At 52.5% G+C, this 22786-nt stretch carries 19 protein-coding genes and 1 pseudogene; 18 read left to right on the forward strand and 2 right to left on the reverse strand.

Going from position 1 to position 22786, the window contains the following annotated elements:
• Nucleotides 1-41: 41 nt before the first annotated feature.
• The 6 genes from O77CONTIG1_RS10115 to O77CONTIG1_RS10140 all read left to right on the forward strand — a co-directional run bounded on the left by O77CONTIG1_RS10115 (nt 42) and on the right by O77CONTIG1_RS10140 (nt 4873).
• Complete coding sequence (locus O77CONTIG1_RS10115) at nt 42-869, forward strand: inositol monophosphatase family protein (protein ID WP_068510270.1); 828 nt, start codon at nt 42-44, stop codon at nt 867-869.
• Nucleotides 870-968: 99 nt separating this feature from the next.
• The gene (locus tag O77CONTIG1_RS10120) at nt 969-1994 is read left to right on the forward strand and encodes a J domain-containing protein (RefSeq protein ID WP_068510272.1); all 1026 of its coding nucleotides are present in this window, start codon (nt 969-971) and stop codon (nt 1992-1994) included.
• Nucleotides 1995-2055: 61 nt separating this feature from the next.
• Nucleotides 2056-3300 carry an ATP phosphoribosyltransferase regulatory subunit gene (locus O77CONTIG1_RS10125; protein WP_068510273.1) on the forward strand — a complete coding sequence of 415 codons (1245 nt, stop codon included), beginning with the start codon at nt 2056-2058 and terminating at the stop codon, nt 3298-3300.
• A gap of 206 nt (nt 3301-3506) precedes the next feature.
• Nucleotides 3507-3731, forward strand: coding sequence for an indolepyruvate ferredoxin oxidoreductase subunit alpha (locus tag O77CONTIG1_RS10130; RefSeq protein WP_068510275.1), 225 nt, complete (start codon nt 3507-3509; stop codon nt 3729-3731).
• 32 nt (nt 3732-3763) lie between these two features.
• A complete protein-coding gene (locus tag O77CONTIG1_RS10135) occupies nt 3764-4492 on the forward strand; it encodes an ABC transporter ATP-binding protein (RefSeq protein WP_068510277.1) in 729 nt (242 codons plus the stop codon).
• 54 nt (nt 4493-4546) lie between these two features.
• Nucleotides 4547-4873, forward strand: a complete 327-nt coding sequence (locus O77CONTIG1_RS10140; protein WP_068516363.1) for a heavy metal-binding domain-containing protein — start codon at nt 4547-4549, stop codon at nt 4871-4873.
• A 10-nt stretch (nt 4874-4883) separates the two neighbouring features.
• Here the strand turns inward: O77CONTIG1_RS10140 and O77CONTIG1_RS26095 are convergent.
• Nucleotides 4884-5036, reverse strand: a pseudogene (locus O77CONTIG1_RS26095) (transposase); the annotation flags it as partial.
• Between the two features lie 823 nt (nt 5037-5859).
• On the opposite strand from O77CONTIG1_RS26095, the gene O77CONTIG1_RS10145 reads away from it, so the two are divergent.
• From O77CONTIG1_RS10145 to O77CONTIG1_RS10195, 12 genes are all read left to right on the forward strand, one after another.
• A complete protein-coding gene (locus O77CONTIG1_RS10145) occupies nt 5860-7713 on the forward strand; it encodes a GumC family protein (RefSeq protein WP_197673362.1) in 1854 nt (617 codons plus the stop codon).
• Between the two features lie 29 nt (nt 7714-7742).
• The gene (locus O77CONTIG1_RS25480; protein WP_197673363.1) at nt 7743-8099 is read left to right on the forward strand and encodes a tyrosine-protein kinase family protein; all 357 of its coding nucleotides are present in this window, start codon (nt 7743-7745) and stop codon (nt 8097-8099) included.
• Between the two features lie 99 nt (nt 8100-8198).
• Entirely contained in the window at nt 8199-9341 is a 1143-nt protein-coding gene (locus O77CONTIG1_RS10150) for a glycosyltransferase family 4 protein (RefSeq protein WP_068510279.1), read from the forward strand.
• Nucleotides 9342-9376: 35 nt separating this feature from the next.
• The gene (locus O77CONTIG1_RS10155; protein WP_084782483.1) at nt 9377-10909 is read left to right on the forward strand and encodes an oligosaccharide flippase family protein; all 1533 of its coding nucleotides are present in this window, start codon (nt 9377-9379) and stop codon (nt 10907-10909) included.
• Nucleotides 10910-10974: 65 nt separating this feature from the next.
• The gene (locus O77CONTIG1_RS10160; protein WP_068510283.1) at nt 10975-12270 is read left to right on the forward strand and encodes an O-antigen ligase family protein; all 1296 of its coding nucleotides are present in this window, start codon (nt 10975-10977) and stop codon (nt 12268-12270) included.
• A gap of 49 nt (nt 12271-12319) precedes the next feature.
• Nucleotides 12320-13405, forward strand: a complete 1086-nt coding sequence (locus tag O77CONTIG1_RS10165; RefSeq protein WP_068510285.1) for a glycosyltransferase family 4 protein — start codon at nt 12320-12322, stop codon at nt 13403-13405.
• Nucleotides 13406-13410: 5 nt separating this feature from the next.
• Nucleotides 13411-14196, forward strand: coding sequence for a WecB/TagA/CpsF family glycosyltransferase (locus tag O77CONTIG1_RS10170; protein ID WP_084783006.1), 786 nt, complete (start codon nt 13411-13413; stop codon nt 14194-14196).
• Nucleotides 14197-14435: 239 nt separating this feature from the next.
• Nucleotides 14436-15395: an endo-1,4-beta-xylanase gene (locus O77CONTIG1_RS10175; protein ID WP_286132693.1), complete on the forward strand. Its 960-nt coding sequence runs from the start codon at nt 14436-14438 to the stop codon at nt 15393-15395.
• A 72-nt stretch (nt 15396-15467) separates the two neighbouring features.
• Nucleotides 15468-15764 carry a hypothetical protein gene (locus O77CONTIG1_RS10180; RefSeq protein ID WP_068510288.1) on the forward strand — a complete coding sequence of 99 codons (297 nt, stop codon included), beginning with the start codon at nt 15468-15470 and terminating at the stop codon, nt 15762-15764.
• 36 nt (nt 15765-15800) lie between these two features.
• Complete coding sequence (locus O77CONTIG1_RS10185; RefSeq protein WP_068510290.1) at nt 15801-17051, forward strand: IS256 family transposase; 1251 nt, start codon at nt 15801-15803, stop codon at nt 17049-17051.
• Nucleotides 17052-17152: 101 nt separating this feature from the next.
• Nucleotides 17153-18121 carry a transposase gene (locus tag O77CONTIG1_RS26100; protein WP_225894736.1) on the forward strand — a complete coding sequence of 323 codons (969 nt, stop codon included), beginning with the start codon at nt 17153-17155 and terminating at the stop codon, nt 18119-18121.
• Nucleotides 18122-18288: 167 nt separating this feature from the next.
• A complete protein-coding gene (locus O77CONTIG1_RS10195; RefSeq protein ID WP_068516371.1) occupies nt 18289-19914 on the forward strand; it encodes an ABC transporter substrate-binding protein in 1626 nt (541 codons plus the stop codon).
• 113 nt (nt 19915-20027) lie between these two features.
• Here O77CONTIG1_RS10195 and O77CONTIG1_RS10200 read toward each other — a convergent pair whose 3' ends face one another.
• On the reverse strand, nt 20028-22127 hold the full coding sequence (locus tag O77CONTIG1_RS10200) for a PhoX family protein (RefSeq protein ID WP_172799664.1): 2100 nt from the start codon (nt 22125-22127) through the stop codon (nt 20028-20030).
• Nucleotides 22128-22786: the final 659 nt, after the last annotated feature.

Raw genomic sequence — 22786 nt, forward strand, 5'->3', positions numbered from 1 at the left:
GACCTCTCAACACCTCAACGCCCCATCCCTCTAAAACCACCATGCCCAATCTCCAAATCTTCCTCGACATTGCCACTGAAGCTGCCCTTGCAGCCGGAGCCGTCCTCCAGAGCTATTGGGGCAAGCTGGATTCGGTGCAGGAAAAGGGGCGACCCGGCGACTTGTTGACCGAGGCAGACAAGGCTTCGGAGGCGGTGGTGCTGGAGATTTTGACGCGGCATTTTCCGAATCACGGCATTTTGGCGGAAGAGTCGGGAAACGTCGGCCTGAGCAAAAGCGAGTTTCTCTGGGCGATCGACCCGCTGGATGGCACGACGAACTATGCCCATCAATACCCGATGTATTCTGTGTCGATTGGGCTGCTGATCGAGGGGCAGCCACAGGTCGGCGTGGTGTATTGCCCCTTTTTCAATGAGCTGTTTCGGGCGGCAAGGGGATTGGGCGCGACGCGCGATCGCCAGCCAATTCGCGTTTCCCACACGGCAGAATTGTCAAAAAGCCTCCTCGTCACGGGCTTTGCCTACGATCGCCGCGAGACGATCGATACGAACTATGCCGAGTTTTGCCAACTGACCCACCTGACTCAAGGAGTGCGCCGGGGCGGCTCCGCCTCGGTCGATCTGGCCTACGTCGCCTGCGGACGGCTAGATGGCTACTGGGAGCGGGGGCTAAGTCCGTGGGACTTGGCAGCGGGCATCGTGCTAGTAGAAGAAGCAGGCGGTCAGGTGACGGCCTATGACAGCGGCCCCTTTGACTTTGCCACCGGGCGCATTCTAGCGACCAACGGACGGATTCACACCGCCCTCAGTCAGGCACTACAAGCCATCCAGCCCCTGCCCGAATTTGACCCAGCCACCTGGCGGGCTTAGACATTTCCCTGCAAACATCTGGTAAACCATGACCCACGCGCAGAGCAATCCGGCTACACTAGAGGGAACTTTGGCTAGGGAATGAGTTGAGAAGCGCTGATGTCGTTTAATCTCGAATCGGGCTTATTTGGCTTGGGTTGCTCAGATTATCACGCGGTGCTGGGCGTGCCTGTGGATGCTGACCCTAAGGACATTCGCAAAAAGTATCTGCGGCTGGCGCAGCGCCTCCACCCAGACAGCTCAGGCCGAGAGTCAGAGGGCGATCGCAAGCGAGCATCAGAGTTCTTGTCCAAGCTGGTGAATCCGGCCTATGAGGAACTGTCCAAAGAAAAGAAGTTCAACGAACATCTGGTAGTGCTGAAACTGAAGGGGCAGCAGGCGCTAAATCAGCAGGAAACGATCTTGCTGCAAAGTGACGCAGCCCGCAGCCTGGCCAGCACCTACGGCGAGTTGGATAGTGCCTACCGGCAGGCGGTAAAGCGGCTGGCAGACGAGCAATACACCCATCTGGATAAAACTGAAGAAATTACTGGACAGATTAGCGAGCTAAATCTGGTGTACCTGATGCGGAAGGCAGGCAAGGGCGAGTTTCCTACGCCAGCCGCCACCAGTCCAGCAAAATCTGCGGCAACCAGCACTCCCGCAGCCAGCGCTACCCCTACCACGGGCACTCGTCCGACCCCCACGCCACCGCCCTCCGCCAAAGCGCCGCCCAGCCGAGAATCGGTGTTGGCCTCCTATTTGCGACGGGCAGAGGAGTTTGAAACCAAGCAAGACTATCCCAGCGCGGTCAAAGAGTTGCGGGATGCGCTCCAGATTGCGCCAAAGAACGGCAGCATCCACAGCCGACTGGGGGCAGTGTATCTGCGGGCAAACCAGCCCACGATGGCCAAGATTCATTTCCGCAAGGCGCTGGAGCTGAATCCAAAAGATGCCGCAGCGGAGGAAGGGTTGCGCCGAGTTGACCCTGCGTTTGCCGCTGCAAGTGCCCAGGCTGCAAAAGCTGACCCTAAAGCCGCAAAGCCGACACCGGGCAAGCCTGCGCCTAAGGGCAAACCAGCCCCCAAAGGCAAGCCCGAGTCGGGCGGCGGGTTGTTTGGCCTGTTTGGTGGTAAGAAGAAATAGGCGGCAAACGGAATCTGAACCCAACTGTCCCGCCTATCACCCACTCATTACAAACTCATCAATGGTGTACCAACCCCCCACAGGAGCCAGGGATTTGTTTCCGCTGGACGTGGCTCAAAAGCGCTGGATTGAGGATCGGGTGCAGCAGGTGTTTCACCGCTGGGGCTATCATCGCATCATTACCTCGACCCTGGAACGAATTGACACGCTGATGGCAGGCGGCGCGGTGCAGCGCTCGACCGTGATTTTGGTGCAGGATCGCGACGAGGAAGAACTGGGACTGCGCCCAGAGTTAACGGCCTCAATTGCCCGCGCAGCGGCCACACGCCTAGCCGGAATGACCTATCCGCAGCGGTTGTATTACAACGCTAATGTCTTTCGGCGATCGCCCCGCAGCGGCATGGGCAGCCAGCACGAGTTTTATCAGGCAGGTGTAGAACTGCTGGGGGCAGACGGGAGCGCAGCGGATGCCGAGGTGCTGCTGCTGCTGAGTGACTGCATTGGCAACCTGGGGCTAACAGACTGGCACCTGATTCTGGGCGAGGCGGGGCTGACGCGATCGCTCCTTTCGGTGTTTCCAGCCTCGGTGCGAGAATCGGTGCGACGGGCGATCGCCTATCTCGATCGACTCCAGCTTGAAGCCCTCCCCCTCAGCCCAGAACTACGCGAGCGGGCGCTGCTGCTGCTGGATTTGCGGGGTCGGCCTGCGGACGTGATTCAGCGCGTGTCGGCGCTGGATCTGGATGACCAGCAGCGGAATACCGTGAACGCGCTCAAGTCCTTGCTGGAACTGCTGCACGACAGCTTCAGCCGCGAACACCGCTCGCCCCCCAATCTGGTGCTGGATCTCAGTCTGGTGCAAACCTTTGACTATTACACGGGCATTGTGTTTGAGGTTGTCAGCAGCGGCGATAGCGGACAGCGCGTGCTGGGGCAGGGCGGCCGCTATGACCAGCTCTTGTCGCTCTATCATCCCCAGCAGCAAACCTGTCCCGGCATCGGCTTCACCTTCAACATTGAAGACCTGCATCAAGTCCTATTGCCCACCGGACAACTGCCTGCCCAAACGCCACCCAGCGATTGGCTCGTCGTTCCCAAAGCCCCAGAGGCGATCGCCGCTGCCTTTGCCTACGCCCAGACGATTCGCGACTCGGCTCATCTGGTGCGCGTAGAGGTAGACCTGATGCCGCGCGACAGCGAAGAAGCGACTCGTCAATACGCCCGCGATCGCCGCATTGGGCAAATCGCCTGGATCGCCGCCGACGGCACGCCAGAGGTTGAGCCGCTATTGGGGCGATCGCCCTGAAAAACAACCTGAAAAACAACCTGAGAAATAACCTGTAGAATAGTCCTGTAAAGCCTTGCCAAATCTAGCTTTCATGACCTTGGATGGATTCCTTGGCTAAGCCCAAGCGAGATCATAATCCTGGTGAGGGACTGAGACAGCCCTATAGGCTGACCTCAATCCTACTGCCTGCTATCTGCCTGCGATCTGTCTGAGAGGAGAACACTGTGCCGCATACCATTGTGACCCACGTCTGTGAAGGCGTTGCCGACTGTGTAGATGCCTGCCCCGTTGCCTGCATCAACCCCGGCCCCGGCAAAAACAACAAGGGAACCGAGTGGTACTGGATTGATTTCAGCACCTGCATCGATTGTGGTATCTGTTTGCAAGTGTGTCCGGTTGAAGGCGCTATCATTCCTGAAGAACGTCCTGACCTCCAAGAAACGCCCTAGCCTGACCCCAAATCCCTAGGTCCCAATTCCCCATGCCCACGGCTCCCTTGCTCACCGTCGAATCGGTCTATGCAGGCTACATCCAGGATCTCGATATTCTCCAGGGCATAAATTTTCGTGTGTATCCTGGCGAAATTGTGGTGGTGGTAGGGCCCAACGGTGCAGGCAAATCAACCCTGGCGAAGACGATTTTTGGGCTGCTCACGCCCCACAGCGGTCGGATTCAGTTTCGCAACGAAGACATCACCGGGCTGAAATCGGATCAGATTGTGCGGCGTGGGATGTGCTACGTGCCGCAAATCGCTAATGTGTTTCCGTCACTGACAATCGAAGAAAACCTGGAGATGGGCGCTTTCACGCGCTCCGGCTCCGTGCAGAGCCTAAAGCAAAAAATTTTTGACGCATTCCCCAGGCTGTCGGAGCGGCGGCGGCAGCGGGCGGGAACGCTGTCGGGTGGAGAGCGACAAATGCTGGCAATGGGGCGGGCGCTGATGCTCGATCCAGAATTGCTGATTCTGGATGAGCCGTCGGCAGCCCTGTCGCCGATTTTGGTAAACGACGTGTTTGAGCGCATCCGGCAGATCAACCAAATGGGCATGGCGATTATGCTGGTGGAGCAAAATGCCCGCAAAGCCCTGGCAATGGCGCATCGGGGCTATGTGTTGGATACTGGGCGCGATCGCATCGAAGGGCCCGGCCCCGAACTGCTCAACAATCCCCGCGTCAGCGAACTCTATCTCGGCGTGCGCCCTGCATCCTGAGCGTAATTTCCACAAACTGCAACTGGAGGAAACCCAATGGCTCCGAAACCCGGCATCTTGCTCACCACTGCCAGTCAGATTGGCGACCTCCAGATTGTCGATCACCTCGGCATCGTCAGCGGCGAGGCGATTTTGGGCGCAAATATTTTCAAGGACTTTTTTGCAGGCATCCGCGACATTGTGGGTGGGCGATCGGCCGCCTACGAGCGATCGCTCCGCGAAGCCAAAGACACCGCCATGCGCGAAATGGTGGAACAGGCTGAGCGCTTGGGTGCAAACGCCGTGATCGCCATTGACATCGACTATGAAACTATCGGCATTAGCAACGGTGGCAGTATGCTGATGGTCGCCGTCAGCGGCACAGCCGTCCGCTACGTCTAGTTAACGCCCAGCAGCTCGCGGCTTCAATCAATTCGGCAACGCGCTTCCTATGATGAAACGTCGCGTTGTCAAGGACGACCCACTGCCCAGAGCGTAGTTGGGGAATCTAGCAGGTTTCGAGCCAAGCTTCAAACACGGTTCGATTGCATGCCCCTTCAATCGTGCTCTTGAGTCCATCCAGATCGATCGGCTGTATCACTTTTTACCGAAAGTCATCGCTGCAAGGTTTAGCCATTGTATTGACGGGGGAAGACGCATCAGTATTTCTCTAGGTTATGTCTTAACCTGCCCAAGTGCAGCCCCGAATGCAGCTCCGAGTGCAGCCCCAAATGCAGCTATGACACCGGCGTAATCTGCTGCTATTCTCGCAAACCTAGAACTTACGCAGTTGGACGATTTCTCGCGAGCGCAGCCCGCGAGAAATCGTCCAAAATCCAGAAAGCTGATCGCAAGCGCGTAAGTCCTGAAACCATTCAAAATTGCTATTGAGAGAGAAATAAAGAAACCTTAAAGAAATATCAGCTGTATCTAAAGGATTGAGTTTGAAGAGATCGAATTTAGGCGGCTTCAACGGTTGGCTGACTCTGTAATTTAACGTAAAGCCTAAGCTGTTTTTTCTCTGCCTTTGCTAGAGCTTTATTGGAAGTTCAGAAAACTACGGAAACACTGTTAAGGTGCCATAAAGATAGATATTTTTACTAGCGTAATTGCCACAAGCCAATGAATTATGAGGATATTCAGAGGTGGAGTGAGAGTTTCCGGATGACTTGGATGAGGCTTGGTTGAAGGCAGTCTCCTGAGCATCTACAGGTGGGCTTTATGGGCTTTAGACAAGCTCTAGCAGACTCGAAAGGGTGGGTCTATTGCTTGATGCCTGGTTTCTGAGGAATGGATGCCCTCTGACAGCAGGTGACTTTGAGCTTAGCGGACATTTAGGAGCGGGACGGTTTCTAGTCAGAACTTCGGTCTTTGTAGAAGGTGTTTTTATGTCTTTAGCTTCCCAAGACTATTACGAGGAAATAGATTTTCAGAAATACTGGAACGTGTTGAAGCGGCGCTGGCTGCCAGCGACTTCTGTGTTTCTGACGTTGACTGTGTTGTCTGCGGCGATCGCGCTCCGTCAGAAACCTTCCTATGAAGCCGAGACGTTGCTTCAAGTCCGGTCAAGCGCCACCTCAAGGCTGACAGGCATCGGTGAGGGGCTAGGTGAGCTAGAAAAGCTAACCCTACAGAGCAACCCAGTCGATAGTCAAGCGCAGATTATTCAATCTGCTCCAATTGTTTCTGAGGTTATTCGATCGCTCGATCTTCGAGACGAAAACGGCAACCCAATGCTAGTCAAAGATCTCGTCGGAAAGTTAACGGCTCGATCAATCCCGGCGACCGATCTATTGCGAGTGACCTACGCCTCAGATGATCCTGAAGAAGCCGCAGCCGTGATTAACCGCTTAGTCGAGGTCTACACCAAAAACAACGTTCTCGTGAATCGCGCTGAGGCCGCTGCCGCCCGAGAGTTTATCGCCAAAGAGCTACCCAAAACAGAAGCTGCTGTGAGGGCAGCAGACTCTGATCTGCGTCGCTTCAAGGAAGAGAACGGCGTGGTTCTGTTGGAAAGTGAAGCACAGGAAGCCGTCAATATTATTTCCAAGCTAGAAGACCAAGTCACTCAGGCCAGGGCTGAACTATCTGACACGTCTGCCCGTCTGGCTCAACTGCAAGGGCGCGTTGGTGCTGACCCTCGTCGAGCAACTGTGATTGCTGCATTGAGCCAGTCTCCGGGTGTTCAGGAAGCGCTGACTCAGCTACAGACCGCCCAACAGGAATTGGCCGTCGAGCGGACTCGCTACACCGAAGACCACCCGGCGATCGCCAACCTCCAGCGTCGGGTTCAGTCCCTGGAAGACCTGTTGAGAAGTCGGGCCATCAGTGTCGCTCGATCCGACTGGAACAACATCCGGAATGATCTACAGGCTGGAGCGCTCCAGCAAGATCTGATTGGTGAATTGGTCAGACTGGAAGTGCAGCGCCAAGGGATTGTACTCCGCCTACAAACTCTGGCACAAGCCAGCAGCGCTTATCGGCAACGGGCAGGCTCGCTGCCTCGGCTAGAACAGCAGCAGCGAGAGCTAGAGCGCCGCCTCAACGCAGCCCAGACGACCTACGAAGCCCTGTTGGTCAGGCTTCAGGAGATTCAGGTCGCAGAGAACCAGAATGTCGGCAATGTCCGCGTTGTGTCATCTGCTACAGTGCCCGACGAGCCGCTTCCCTCCAAAAAGAAGCTTTTCCTGGCTGCTGGCGCGCTCTCAGGAATGCTCTTAGGAGTTGCGACAGCCTTCGGCATCGACCTGTTTGATCGCTCAATCAAGACCGTGAAGGAGGCCAGAGAAGCCCTTGGCTATACCCTCCTGGGCGTGATTCCTGTCTTTACCCGAGCTGGAAAATCCAGTCCAGCCCTGGGTGCTTTGGATCATCCTGCACCCCGCGTTGTGGTTCAGGATATGCCGCAGTCTCCAATCGCTGCGTCTTACCAAATGCTGCAAGCCAATCTCAAGTTCCTGAGTTCTGACAAAGCAGTGCGATCGTTCGTTATCACGAGTTCAGTGGCTCAAGAAGGCAAGTCCGAAGTCGCTGCCAATCTGGCAGCAACGCTGGCTCAGCTCGGTCGAAAGGTACTTTTGGTGGATGCTGACCTGCGCCGACCCGCGCAGCATCACACTTGGAACCTAGTCAATGCTGCGGGCTTGAGTAATCTTCTGGTTGATCAGGTTTCCAGCGATTCGGTAATTCAGGAAGTTATGCCGAACTTATATGTCCTGCCTAGTGGTGTTGTGCCCTCCTAACCCAGTTTGCGCTATTAGACTCCAAGCGTATGGCCGCCCTGGTTGATGACTTCCTCAAAGAGTATGACTTTGTTCTCTTTGACACGCCTCCTCTTGCAGGCATCGCCGATGCAGCAGTTCTTGGGAAAATGACTGACGGCATGGTTTTAATCGTTCGCCCAGGAGTTGTCGATTCATCGCGTGCCCTTGCAGCCAGGGAATTTCTGAAGCAGTCTGGTCAGCAAGTTTTGGGCATGGTACTCAACTGCGTTGATGTTCGCAATGAGCCTGATAGCTACTTCTACTATGCAGGCAGCAAGTACCACTTCAGCAGTTCTTCTACGGCTCTATCTGGAGCTACCCAGATCGGTGCTGGAGTTGGATCTTCCGCCGCAAAGTCGCAATAAGGTTGAAAGAGCGTCTATCTTACCTGATTCGTTGAGATAGATGCTCTTTGGGATGTTGCTAGCCAGTTATCTGGCTGCGTGTATTCATTGCCTGTATTTATGGAATTCACATCAGGAGTGGCTGAAGCAATGCAATACCATATCGTACTTAGCGGGACGCGCTGGGCGCAGACTAATGAAGAGATGAAGCTCGGCAAGCGTCCGCGAAACTACATTGCGCTGCTTCAGGAAAAACTGGGTGCCTGTATACACATGCCCAATGTAGAAGCAAGCAGTGCAGACAAGGTGCGATCGAAGCTATTCGCAGGGCGGCCGGAAAACTGGGCTTTAGCCAGGTATCTTGCTAACCAGCTTACTTCTGATGATGTTGTCTTCTGCAATGCCGAAGACTCATCCATACCCTTCTCTGCTTACTGTGTCAGCAAGAAGGATCGTCCTAAGGTTGTTTCGCTGTTTCAGAACTTTGATCGCCCACGGAATCGGCTCACAGCCAGATGGCTGAGGATTGCTAAGTCTACAGATCTGCTTGTAGTCGGTTCTAAGTTCCAGCAGGATCTGGTTTGCAGAGATCTCAATCTCCCGAAATCTAGAGTGCTGTATCTGCCGCAGTTCGTTGATACAGATTTCTTCACACCGGGACTCCCTTCTTCAGATAAAAAGCGCCCTATTATTGCCAGCGCAGGTCTAGAAAATCGAGATTATCGCCTAGTTGCCGCTGCAACACAGGATATGGATTTAGACGTCAAGGTGTGTGATGCGTCTCGGTTTGCAAAGCGTTTGAAGAAGTCTTTCCCAGATGTGGTTCCTGCCAACATGGAATTTCGCTATTACGAGATGGGAGAGTTGGTTCAGCTTTATCGAGATGCAGATATTTTTGTAATGAGCGTGTTTGAGAGCGATTATCATGCTGGCTCTACCTCATTGGTTGAGGCAATGGCCTGCAAGCGTCCCATCATTGCAACTGCCACAAAAGGACTGTCTTCTTATCTCGATCCAGATGCAATCCTCACAGTCCGTCCGGGCGACGTTGAAGGCTTGCGAAACGCAATATCCTATTTACTCAACAACCCCGACGAAGCAAAGAAACGAGCGGAGCGAGCCTATCAGATTGTGATGGAGCGCCATTCTTTGGAAGTCTATGCAAGCACAATTGCTGCCCGTATGAGGGAACTTGGAGGGGGCGATCGCCCTGACAAAAGTATCCTCACCAAGTCAGCCAAGCAGCCTGCAAACTTGGCATAGATAATATTAAAAAATATCGGACGATATCACCGACGATGTCAGACGATACTGCTCAGCAGAAACTCAATGCAGAATCAGACGCAAGACCTCTACTGAATATAAGTGGCACAGGCATGCAACATAAGCGTAGGCTACTCAGCAACTCGGCCTCAATGCTCGTCAATCGAGTCGTGCAGAGCGTGGCGACTTTCGTGCTATCTGCATCTATCTCGCGTTTTTTGGGCGCAGATGAACTAGGGAGATACTTGCTTGCCTTTAGCTTCTACTACATTTTCGTGGGTATAGCATCGCATGGGCTAAAAAACCTGATGATCCGGATGATTGCTCAAGGAGCAGAGTCCACCAGAGATGAGTCCTTCTATTTGCTAAACTGCACGGTTCTTCAACTGATTATTAGCATTTTGGGCTACGCCAGCCTACTTGTAGTTGTAACAATCCTCCCATATGAGCCTGCAACGAGGCTGACCTGTTACATCATCGGTGCAGCCGTTATCCCCTTCTCACTCTCTAATATGACTGAGGCGTTCTTTCAATCGCAAGAAAGAATGCACTTAATTGCCACTGCTAACGTGCCTGTTTACATCTCCCGAATCTTGGCAATGATTGTAGCAATGCAGCAAGGTTACGGGGTAAACATGATTGCTTTAATATTTGTTGTTTCGGAGACATTAATTTTTCTAATTCAATGGGTTTTGCTGACTCGAGGAATGCAGATAAACTGGAAACTTGACCTGGGTTTTATGCTCGAAAAGTTTAAATCTGCTGCTAATTTCTTCGCTATTGATAGCCTGGGAATCGTTAATGCAAAGCTCGAGTTTCTAATTCTATCCCTAGCAGGAAGTGAGCTTTTAGTTGGGCTGTATGGCGGCATCATTCAGCTTATGCAGCCTTTTGTAATCATTACAGATAGCCTGATGCAGGCAGTTTACCCAGGGATGGTTAAGTCTGTTCAAGAAGGAACCGATCAGCAGCGCAAAATTGCTCAAAGTGCAATCGGGCTTCTTCTTTCAATTGCGCTACCAACTTGTATCGGCTTCTTCTTCTTTGGAGCAGATTTACTACAGTTTGTTTACGGCGATGAGCGCTTCCGAGATGCGGCTATAATCCTGACCGTCTATTCGTTCTCAAGAGTTCTAGCATCCTTTAACCGTCCGTTTGGATTTGTGCTAATGGCAAACGGATTAGAGAGGGTTAATGTGCGCGAAGGTTCTGTGACAATGGCGATTAAGGCTTTGTTTGGCTTTTTCTTAGTGCCCAGATATCAGCTCGCTGGCGCAGTCTCGGTTGCTTTATTGGTTAGTATTTCGACATTCCTTCAGTTCCTATTTGCCATTCGTCGCTTATTTTCAATCAATTTTCTAGAAGTAACTTACTACCCAGCCCTCACATGCGCTTTGATGCTTCCTATTTTTATCGGTCTGCAACGGTTCAATCCAGGCTTCATAGTTGTGCTAGCAATATCCACTTTGACCTATCTTACAATTATCGGATTGCTCGGTGTCTATGCACTGGGCGGCCCTCGATATGTCTGGTCTAAAGTTGCCAACCGTAGCTCTAGCTGGTTCTAGCATAATATGTTCGCAGACTAGTTTTTCTTGTGTTGACTTGAGTCTTTGATGGAGGATGAGGAGCTGTGAAGGGTCTGTGGCGATTCCTTGAACTTGCATTTGTTATCGCTTACTTAATTCTCTACGCTGGCGGCATCCTCGCACTTTTCTTATCTGGAGGATACAGTGAGGGGACTGAGGGTTCTCTAAGGGATGTCGATTTTGCTTTGATACGACAGCTACTCCTGTTGAACTATGCCATTTCTGCTCTGCTCCTAGCGCGGAAATGGAAGTATCTTATTCAACGTCTCTTCAAGACTCCACTCATTTTGCTCATCGTTGGGCTGGTGATATGTTCAGTCCTTTGGTCTGCTCAGCCGAACCTGACGCAAACAAGAGCGATCGCGCTTCTGGGCACTACATTATTTGGAGTCTATTTCGGTACTCGATTTAGCCCAAAAGAGCAACTTAATCTTCTTGGCATCACATTTGGCATTATTCTATTTCTTAGTCTTGTTTTTGTGATTGCTCTTCCAAGCTATGGCAGAATGGCTGGCATTCACGCTGGCGCGTGGCGTGGCATTTTTATTCACAAAAATCCCTTTGGGCAAATGATGGTCTTGAGTTCTCTTGTCTTTCTATCTCTTTCCTCTAGGAAGAACAGAGCCTCATGGATGCCAATGTTAGGGCTAGCTGTTTCTGCACTCATGGTCATCATGTCTGCCTCTAGCTCTTCCTTAATCAACTTTGTTACCTTGATCTTAATATTTATAGTTATCAAGATCGCACTATGGCCGGAACGCATCATGATTCCGGTGGTTTGTGTGCTTGGCGCACTTGGCTGTTTTATCTCTCTCTTTTTAGTGGATTTACTGGAACTGGTCGTTGGTTCCGTAGGCAAGGATCTAACCCTGACAGGGAGAGCAGATATTTGGCCTATTGTCATTCGTCAGGGTTTACAGCGACCGATTTTGGGCTATGGATATAGCGGCTTTTGGGGAGACTGGAACAGTCCTGGTGCAGTCGTTTGGAAGGACTATGGATGGCTTGCACCCAATGCCCATAACGGATTTATTGATCTTTGGATTCAGCTTGGATTTGTAGGTGCCGCAATTTTTTTAGTCTGCCTCTTGCAAATGCTTATGCGAAGCTTTCAGCTATCTAGACAGGCTGAAGCGTCTCTATATCTGTGGTCGGTGATCTACTTGATTTTTACTTGCTTGATCAACTCGACGGAATCATCACTGATGGTTAACAATAGCCTGAACTGGGTTCTTTTTGTTTCGCTTAGCGTTTCTTTGCAGCCCTACAGGCGGCGATCGCAACGAGGTGAGGAATCTGTTGAGATTTCTGCGGGAACGCTAACGCCTTCTGTCGAATAGCAGAATATTTTGCTGGGATTATTTGCTGGGATTATTGGGGAGCCATGATATGAAGATTTTAATGCTGGGGGAAGCCCTTTCTAGAAAGGGCGGTATAGTTTCCGTCCAACAGTTGATTTTGGAACAGGCCGATTCAACGGTTAAGATTGAGCATATCGCAACCTTAGTTGACGGTTCTCCAGCCAAGAAGCTTCTGGCATTTTTCAAATCACTTTTTGACTTATCAAGCAAGCTGCTTTTGGGAAAGATTGACTTGGTTCACATTCATGTTTCTGAGCGAGGCAGCGCCTTTCGTCAGTCTGTCACTACGTTGGTGTCCAAGTTATTCGGCAAACCTGTAGTTATGCACACGCATGGCTCAGAGTTTCATGAGTTTTATAGCCATTTGCCTATTTTTTTAAGAGTTTTTCTAGGTTGGACTTATCGTCAGTGCGATCGATTTATTGTGCTGTCTGAAAGTTGGAAACGGTTTTATGTAGAAGCGCTAAAGCTAAAGGAACAAAACGTATCGGTACTACCTAATGCAGTTAGAATTCCCGATCAAATCCCTCGGCGGATTGGTGGTCGGGATAATGAGGTTCTGTTTGTCTTTTTTGGGCGTATCGGTCAGCGCAAAGGTGCGTTCGACTTGGTGCAATCACTGCTTCATCTGCCTGCGTGCGATCGCACTCGATTGCGGCTCGTAATGGCTGGTGATGGCGAAACAGAAAAACTGCGTGAGCTTGTTTTAGAACTTGGGCTAGATCACATTGTTATTGTCAGAGATTGGGTCAGCCCTCAAGAACGCGAAGCCCTTTCCAGAGAAGCCAGCGTTTTTATCCTCCCTTCCTATAACGAGGGTCTGCCTATGGCCTTGCTGGAGGCTATGAGCTGGGGACTGGCAATCATTACTACCCCTGTAGGGGGTATTCCTGGACTCATCAAGCATAAAGAGAACGGAATTTTAGTGGAGCCTGGAGATATCTATCAGATTGCGGATGCAATTCGGTCGCTGCTTGAGAATAACGCTCTCCGAACTAGCCTTGGACAAGCTGCTCGCGAGAGTGTCCTTCCATTTGGCGCAGATAGCTATTGGAAAGCGCTAACCAATATTTATTCGTCTACTGCCACACAGCGTACTGCCACAAAGCGGTGATCATCATGGTTGTTAGCAATGCTCTATTCGAGGAGATTCGCATCCTCGGCACAAAGTTTCACAAGATTACGGTTTGTGATCTTCTCAACTCCATTGTTGAATATGCAAAGCAAGACAGGAAGACAGTCATTGGCAACGTTAATACTCGTGGCATGAATTTTGCCTATGACCTGCCTTGGTATCGTGATTTTATTAATCGTTCAGAACTGGTTTTTTGCGATGGATTTGGGGTTCTTTTAGGCGCAAAGATGCTGGGCTATTCTGTTAAGGGCAGTCACCGCATGACTTGTCCAGACTATATCGAAAGCCTGGTTCTTTTGTGTGAGCAGCACGATCTTTCGCTGTATCTTCTTGCAGGAAAACCAGGGGTCGTGGACAAGGCGATGGCTCAGATGAAGGCGATCGCCCCTAACCTCCGACTTGCAGGTCATCATGGGCACTTTGCGAAGACTGGCCCAGAAAATGATGCAGTCATTGCAGACATCAACCGATTCCAGCCAGACGTGTTTTATGTGGGCTTCGGAATGCCGCTGCAAGAGAGATGGATTGTGGATAACTTTGACCGCATCGATGCGCGAGTTTTCTTACCGTTGGGAGCCTGTCTGGACTTCTATACGGGAACCGTCTATCGAGGCCCTCAATGGATGACCGATCGCGGGCTGGAATGGCTATCTAGGCTGCTGGTGGAACCGGGGCGGTTGTGGAGGCGATACATTGTGGGCAATCCGCTGTTCTTTTACCGAATCTTCAAGCAGCACATCCAGCAACGTTTTAAGGCTCTGAAACGGTAGCGTTGACCTTTAAGCACTAGGGAATTATGGCAATACAATCCCGGCTCGGCCGTCGCCGATTGTTGCAAATCGGACTTGGGGCAGCGATTGCGGGCTGTTCATCGATTCGGCAAAGGAGTCGCCAAGGCTTCGGCTCTCGCAGTCTATCGCCCAGCACTTTGGCTACAGCAGGCTTCAACTCTCTGGCACAGGTTGCATCCCAGAAAAGGTTTCTCTATGGAGCAGCTTCAGACTACGCCATGCTGTCCTCAGATGCTCAGTTTGCTGCGAGATATGTTGAGAATTGCAGAATTCTTGTCCCAGAAAATGGTCTGAAGTGGCGAGCTTTGCGTCCTTCTCCAACTGAGTTTGACTTTACTAAAACCGACTGGCTATTTGATTTTGCAGTAAAACACAGTCTACAAATGCGTGGCCATACATTGGTATGGCACTTGTCCCTGCCTCGATGGTTTTCAGAAACGGTGAATTCGCGCAATGCGGAGCGCTATCTGATTCATCATATCGAGTCTGTTGCCGGCCGTTATACCGGAAAGGTGCATTCTTGGGATGTGGTGAATGAGGCAATTGAAGTTCCAGACGGTTGCCCCGATGGGCTTCGCAGAAGTCCGTGGCTTGAGTTCTTAGGTGAAGAATATATCGATCTGTCATTTCGTGTCGCTGCCCAAGCCGACCCAAAGGCTTTACGGGTCTACAACGATTATGGGCTACAGTATGACACGTCTAGCCATGCGGCAAAACGTCACGCTGCCTTGCGCTTGCTAGAACGGCTACAGGCAAAAGGTACACCGATTCAAGCATTTGGTATTCAGTCTCATTTACGAGCGAGTGAAACTCGATTCAACGCCGAAAAGCTAAGGCAATTTTTGCGGGATATTGCCAGTATGGGCCTTAAAATCCTGATCACAGAACTAGACGTGAGCGATCAGGGTTTGCCCGCTGATATTGAACAGCGCGATCGCCTAGTGGCAGATGCCTATCGAGAATATCTGGATGTGGTGCTGGACGAACCAGCCGTCATTGCAGTGCTGACTTGGGGGCTGAGCGATCGTTACACTTGGCTGTCGGAGTTCAAGCCCCGCGAAGACGGGCTGCCTGTGCGTCCCCTGCCGCTAGACGAAAACCTAGAGCGCAAGCCTGCATGGTGGGCGATCGCCCAAGCCTTTGATAACGCTCCCCTTCGCTACTGGAGTTTAGACTAAAAGGTTAAGAAAAGCGACCAGACCTAACGACCTAGTCGCTTAATAGTCAAGGACGTATCAAATCACTTGACTATGAGTCATTTTGACAAGCTTCGAGCATTTCGACATCAAGCCTACACCTTGATCGGCAATGGTATAGATGCACTATTTGACCTGATGGATGCAGTGTTGGTCAGCCGGAGTGTTTATTCATTTGCAGAACTGTCGTTATCACCCGTGTTTCGGCGGCAGTGGTCGAGTTTGTATGAATCGCTGCAAGATAGCAATCCGCCACGACAGCAATTGATGGACGTGTACCTGGAGCAGATGCCGCAAGACGAGCAGATCGTGTTAGCCGGAGACCACGAGACTGTAAATTATTTTGTGTAAGCGGTCAAAATTAGTTCAAACATCAGGAGACCGCCCATGCCTCGCCGTCGTCGCCCCCAAGATAAAGTAGACCACCTGCTGGATGAGCTGCTTGCCGATTACTCCACCCCCGAGCAAATCCTGGGAGAACAAGGACTGCTCAAACAACTGACCAAACGACTGGTGGAACGAGCACTGCAAGCAGAATTGAGCCATCACCTGGAAACCGAAGTCCAAGCTCCGCCTCCTGAAGAAACCAGTTCCAGCAAGCGTCGCAATAGTCGTAACGGGTACTCCTCTAAAACCGTCAAAGCAGACTGTGGAGAATTGGCACTCTCGATTCCCCGCGACCGTAACAGCACCTTTGAGCCGATTTTGGTGCCCAAAGGAGAGCGACGCTTGAGTGGGCTGGATGACAAAATCATGGCAATGTATGCCCGAGGCTTGAGCACTCGAGATATTCAAGCGCAACTGGAGGAACTCTATGGGGTGGAGGTTTCTCCCACGTTGATTAGCCAAGTCACCGATGCGGTCAGTGACGAGGTGCGTCAGTGGCAGAACCGCCCGCTGGCTAAGCTGTATCCGATTGTTTACCTCGATGCCATTCACGTTCATGTGCGAGAAGACGGGCGGGTGAGCAATCATGCCGTTTACGTTGTCTTAGGTGTAACGCTTGACGGGATTAAGGAAGTCCTAGGGCTATGGATGTCTGCCAATGAAGGGGCAAAGTTTTGGCTCAAAGTGCTGACCGACCTCAAGAATCGCGGCGTAGAAGACATTTTCATCGCCTGTGTAGATGGACTCAAAGGCTTCCCCGATGCGATTGCAGCGGTCTTTCCCAAAACACGAGTGCAGTTGTGTATCGTGCATCTGATTCGCAACTCTTTGCGCTATGTGCCCTGGGGCAGCCAAGCCGAAGTCATTGCCGACCTCAAGCCGATTTATCAAGCGGCCACGGTAGAGGAGGCTGAGACCGCACTAGAAAACTTCGCTGATAAGTGGGACAGGCTCTATCCCACGATTTCCCAGATCTGGTTGCGTCACTGGAACAACATCATCCCCTTCTTTGACTATCCACCAGACATTCGCAAAGTGATTTACACCACCAATGCAATCGAGTCGCTCAATCGCTCGTTGCGTAAGGTGCTCAAGACAAAGGGATGCTTCCCCAATGAGGAATCGGTCTACAAGCTGCTCTACTTGGCGCTTAACAATATTGCCAAAAAGTGGACGATGCCGATCCGCGATTGGAAAGCAGCACTCATGCGTTTTGCCATTGAGTTCCCCGATCGCTTTCCTCAGTTCTAAGCCTTACACAAAAAAATTGACACTCTCGAGACCACACGGCATGGTCAAGACTGCAGGCAGAAACCCTGCGAGAACGCACCTATGAACACCAGGCAACCCCAATGCGTGGAGCCAAACCCGTGACATTAGGACAGGGCTATAGCACGATTGCTTGGATTCCCCAGACTCAAGGCAGTTGGGCACTCCCGTTGCTGCATGAACGCATTACCAGTGCCGACACACCCATTGAAAAGGCCGCCACTCAACTGGCTCAGGTCTGTCAGAAATTAACAACTCGCCCCTTGTCGTTATGGGATGCCGAGTATGGCTGTGCCCCCTTCCTATTGAAAACGGCTGAGTTGAGTTGTGACAAGTTGATCCGACTGCGCTCAAACCGGGTGCTCTATGGTGCGCCTCCCCCTTACACAGGCATCGGACGACCCCGCAAACATGGCGACAAATTCAAGCTCAATGAGCCGACCAGTTGGTGGCAACCCGATGAGGCACAATCGGTAGAGGACGAAAAATGGGGACAACTGCGATTACAAATCTGGCATGGCTTGCATTTGAGACAGGCAGCAAAGCAGGGATTGTCCTTGATTCGCGTTGAGCGAGTGAGCAGTTCAAAGGATAGCTCGCTCAAACCCTTGTGGCTGATTTGGGTAGGACTAGAATTCCCCCAACTAGCAACGCTTTGGCAGCAATACTTGCGTCGCTTTGCGATTGATCATTGGTATCGCTTTGCCAAACAACGCTTACATTGGACACTGCCCCAGTTGTCCACCCCGGAAGCCTCGCAACGTTGGAGCGACTTAATGCCCCTGCTGACTTGGCAGTTATGGTTAGCCCGACCGGATGTGCAAGATTCACCTCTGCCCTGGCAAAAATCCTCACCCAACCTCTCACCGGGTCGCACAGCAAATGCGTTTGCACAAGTTTTAGTCGTGATTGGAACACCTGCCCCTGCACCCAAACCCCGTGGAAAGTCACCGGGTTGGACTCCAGGTCAACCCCGTTCTCGGCGCATTCGCTATCCAACCGTCAGAAAACGATTTCGCAAACCCAAAGCGAACAACAAAAAGTCTGCTTAATCTCTGACTACTTTGATTTTGCCGTCTCTCTCAATTCCTGCATAGAGTTGGGTCGTTCTCGCCTGCCGTTAGTCTAAACTTCAGGTAGTTAGGACTCAATAGGACGCAATATGAAGGGATTGGTGAAATGGGGCCGTGGGCAATGGGCACAGCCAGGGCAGAGTGCGATGCGAATCACCCAATTTGCCACGCTATTCTGCCTGTGCGTGGCGCTGATTATCGGTTGTGGCGGTTCTCAGACAAACAACACGCCCGGTCCCAATGCAACAGGGACGACGGGTTCCTCTTCGGGCAGCCGCATTGCGATGGGCACAACGCAAAAGATCGAAACGCTCGATCCCGCCGATGCCTACACGATTTTCGGCGGTATTTTGCTGTACAACCTGGGCGATCGCCTCTACACCTACCAACCGGGCACTACCGACATCGTGCCCCAGCTTGCCACCGACATGCCCACTGTCAGCGATGATGGGCTGACCTACGTCATCCCCCTGCGCCAGGGCGTGAAGCTGCACGACGGCACCGACTTCAATGCCGAAGTCATGAAATTTTCGATGGATCGCTTCATGCAGAACGGCGGCGGCCCCTCCTTTCTGCTGTCCGACCAAGTGGAGTCCGTCACTGCCAGCGGTGAATACGAACTGACGATCAAGCTCAAGTCTCCCTTTGCCGCCTTTCCTGCGTTGCTCACCTTCTGGGGTGTTACGCCCGTCCCCCCCAGCAGCTACGAAATTGGAGAAGGCAAATTCAAGCCCGATAGCTTCATCGGCAGCGGCCCCTACAAGGTGGCCTCGCTCACGCCCGACTCTATCAAGCTGGATGTCAACCCCGATTACTGGGGCGAAAAACCCGCCAACGACGGCATTGATATCCAGATCTACGCCAGCCCCGCCAATCTTTACAACACTTTCCGCACCAAAGGGCTGGATGTTGCCTATCAAACGCTTGATCCCGAACAAATTACCAGCCTCAAGCGGGAAACCAGCAGCGGCGGCTGGGAGGTGATCGAAGCGGGCACGACCGTCGTTAACTACATGACGCTGAATCAGAAGGTGAAACCGACCAATGACCTCAATGTCAGGAAGGCGATCGCCGCCATGATCGATCGCAACCTAATCAACGAGCGTGTTTTCCAGGGGCAAGCCGCCCCGCTCTACACCATCATTCCCCCCGCCTTCAAAGATTCTGTCCCCGTATTCAAAGAGGCCTACGGCGACGGCAATTTTGACAAAGCCCGTGAGTTCCTGACTGCCGCTGGCTATTCCGAGGCAAATCCGCTGAACTTTGAGGTCTGGTATCCCTCTGCCTCCACCATCCGCGCCAATGTTGCTAACACCATGAAGCAATCTATCGAGCGCGGTCTGCCCGGCCTCGTCACCGTCACCGTCAACAGCGCCGAACGCGCCACCCTGTCCCAGGGCGTGGACAACGGGCTATACCAAACGGTGTTGCTGAACTGGTATCCCGACTTCTTTGATCCCGACAACTTCGTGCAGCCCTTCCTCAGTTGCGACCAGGGTTCCCCCGAAACCCTCTGCCAGCGAGGGGCTAGCCAGGGCAATGGATCTTTCTACTACAGCCCCAAAGCCAACGAACTCGTCACCAAGCAACGGGCTGAGCAAGACCCCGCTGCCCGCTCCAAGATGTTCAAAGACTTGCAAACCCTGCTAGTCGAAGATGTGCCCTACATTCCCCTGTGGCAGAACAAGGACTACATCTTCGTGCAAAACACGGTCAAAGGCGCGGCCATTCAGCCCACGCAGCAGTTCTTCTTTTGGCAGATGAGTAAGTAGGCATAGGGCAGCGGGTGTGAGAATTTTGAAAACCCCCCACCTCACGCAAAGCAAGATGAGGGGTTGATGAGGGATTTAGATTTTAGGTTATGTTACCCCAGTCGGCTCAAACCCTACGCAAGCGGTGCGCCATTGATGCGGCGAACCGCAATCACGCTGGGCTTGGGCGGGTCGTTGGGCTGTTTGCCCGGCCAGTTGGAGCCGATGGGCACTTCGCGAGTTTGCATAAACTCTTTGCCGTCGGTTGTCCGCATGGCAAACTTGCGAACCTCAGACTTCATGTTTTCTCGCACACCGTGGTATTCACCAGGATGCTGCACCGCAAGGAACAGTGTTGTCTGATCCTTGCTCAAGAATGGGCCTGTAGTTTCGCAATCCATTGGGCCATAGCCAAACATATAGGCTTCGCCGGCGCTTGGGCCAGAGGTCGGAATGTACCAGATGGAGTTGTTGCCGTATAGGCCGCGCAGGTTAGACTGGCTGACCTTAGAACCGTCCGACTTAATCCGACTGGCCACCTCGGTGTTGTGCTTGTCGGTAGACATATCGGTCACCATCCAGATGTTGCCCTTGGCATCGATCTCTAGGTTGTCGGGATTGGCGAAGCCGAGGCCACCGTCCGCAGGCTCTCCGCCCAGTGCCATCATTTCCCAGCGGAAGGTCATTGCGGCGGGGTCATTATTGGTCTCTACTAGCTTCATAATCCAGCCGTATTCCCACTGGGATTCGCCGGTAGGAGCCTTAAACACCTCTTTGTGGGGGCTGCCGTCGCTGCTGCTAGAGGAGCCAGAGGTAAAGGCAATAAACAGAGAACCATCGGGAGCGATGTCGGTGTCTTCGGGGCGAGCGGTGCAGGTTGCGCCGGCTGCGTTTGCCGCGAAGTGAGCATCAATCAGGATCGCACCCTGCTTCTCAGTGGCGTTGCCCGTGTAGAGGTCGCCCAAGGTCTTGAACTGGTCCTTGAAAGCGGCGATCGCCCCATCATCGGTCACTTTCTCAACGCCGCCATTTGGACGCTTGGGCAGGGTGATCATACCACCGACGTGAGCGCTAGGCAGATCAGGGTTGACGGGTGTATCGGCTTTTAGCGCAATCCAGCGACCCGTCCCATCGGGATTAAACTTGGCAGCGTAGAGCATTCCGTCTTCTAGCAGACGAGAGTTTGCTTTGCTCTTTGGATCGCGCACCGTACCAGTGCTGACGAACTTATAGAGGTGACCGCTGCGGCGATCGCAGCCCGAGTAGACACAAAGCCTCTTGCCCGCCTCGGCGCGAATGCCATAGCCCTCATGGCGATAGCGGCCCAGCCAGGTGTGCTTGGTGCCAAAGTCGTTCGGGTTGACCGGATCAATTTCAACCGTCCATCCATACTTATTGCCTTGGTAACCCAGCGCATTGCCCTGGCCCATAATATCCTCGATTTCGCCTTCCCCCGTCACCCACTGGAACGGAAGGCTGCTGAGCGGGAAGGAGGTGCCATCGGCATACACAGGCTCCGGCACTTCGCCCTGAAAGTTTTCTTCGCTCACCAGCACCGTACCCCAAGGGGTTGTGCCGCCAGAGCAGTTTTGGTGGGTGCCGATAATCTTGTCGCCCAAGCCATCAATAAAGCCCTGACCGCTGGCTTTCTTAAATACTGCCGTTGCCGGGCCCGTAGACTTCAAGTAACGTCCATCTTCGAGTCCCGAAATCCCAGTGATCCGACGATCAGCGCGGGAATACGTGCGTTCCCATACGCCGTTGGCGTTCTTCCGCACCGAGATGATGGAGATACCCTGATCGTATTGGGCGGCCTTAGAGATTGCGTAAATCTTCTGGCGCAGCGGGTCGTTGTTGAGCAGAGAAGAGGCATCAATCTTGCCATCGGGAGCAGCCATTGCAGCAGCTTTCACCTCTGCAAGTGGCAGGTCTACGCCAATCACTTGCTTGTAGGTCTGCGACCAAGGCTTAGCGCTGATGTACTCATGGTTAACCACCAGATAGCCTTCGTTTGGCGCAGTTTCAACGAGCGAAAGATAGTCGTTGTTGTAGCCAAAGTGATCGGCCGTGCCGACCTTGTCACCCCAGGAAGCAATGATGTCGTAGGTGTAGCCAGTAGGCAGCACCACGTCATCCTTGACTGTGTAGGTGCTGTATTGAGAGATTTGGCGATCCAGAGAAACACCAGAGGTTTCAACAGGCATGGGCCCCTTAACCGGGGTAAAGGGAGGCATTGCGGTCTGCGCCGAGGCAGGTGTCCTTCTAGAGCGGAAGACAGCTTTTTGTCCATTTTTGCACCAGGGGTTGCAGCGCCAGAGAGCCAGCACTTGCACCCATAAACATCAGGAAGTGTCTGCGTTTGAGACTCATATTTCAGTAGTGTTCTCTCAAAAAGTGCGTTGGATCGTCAGGATTGTTTGCAAACTCAGCCTTGCCTGCACCACCGCGCCCCTTCCAAGACACGTTAAAGCAACGAAACCAGAGTCATCGAGTCAAGTCCAGTGAATCGGAGATTCAGTGTGAGCTTGGGATACAAGCGAACCGCCTGGGGCGCGTTGGATAAGAAAAGGCCGAGAAAAAACTGACACAGCTTAAAAATTTACAGAGTTTGGATTAAGGGTCTGTAATCCCTTCGTTAAGGCTTTGGATCAAATACCTTTGAAAAATCTGTAGATTCAGCCTACGGCTGAGCCGTTTTAGAAGGGTTAGGGAATGGTTAAGGTTTCGGCACAACCTGCGGCAGGCGATCGCCCCGAACGATGGTGTTTAGACGAAGGGCGATCGCCCCCATCAGGAGTTGATCCCACACCTCGGAGTCTTGCTAAGAAATGTGTAATGCCTTTGGAATTATTTACATTGTCACCGCAAGTTTTAACGATCGCTTAATACGACG

It is taken from the genome of Leptolyngbya sp. O-77 (assembly GCF_001548395.1).
Lineage (GTDB): Bacteria > Cyanobacteriota > Cyanobacteriia > Elainellales > Elainellaceae > Thermoleptolyngbya.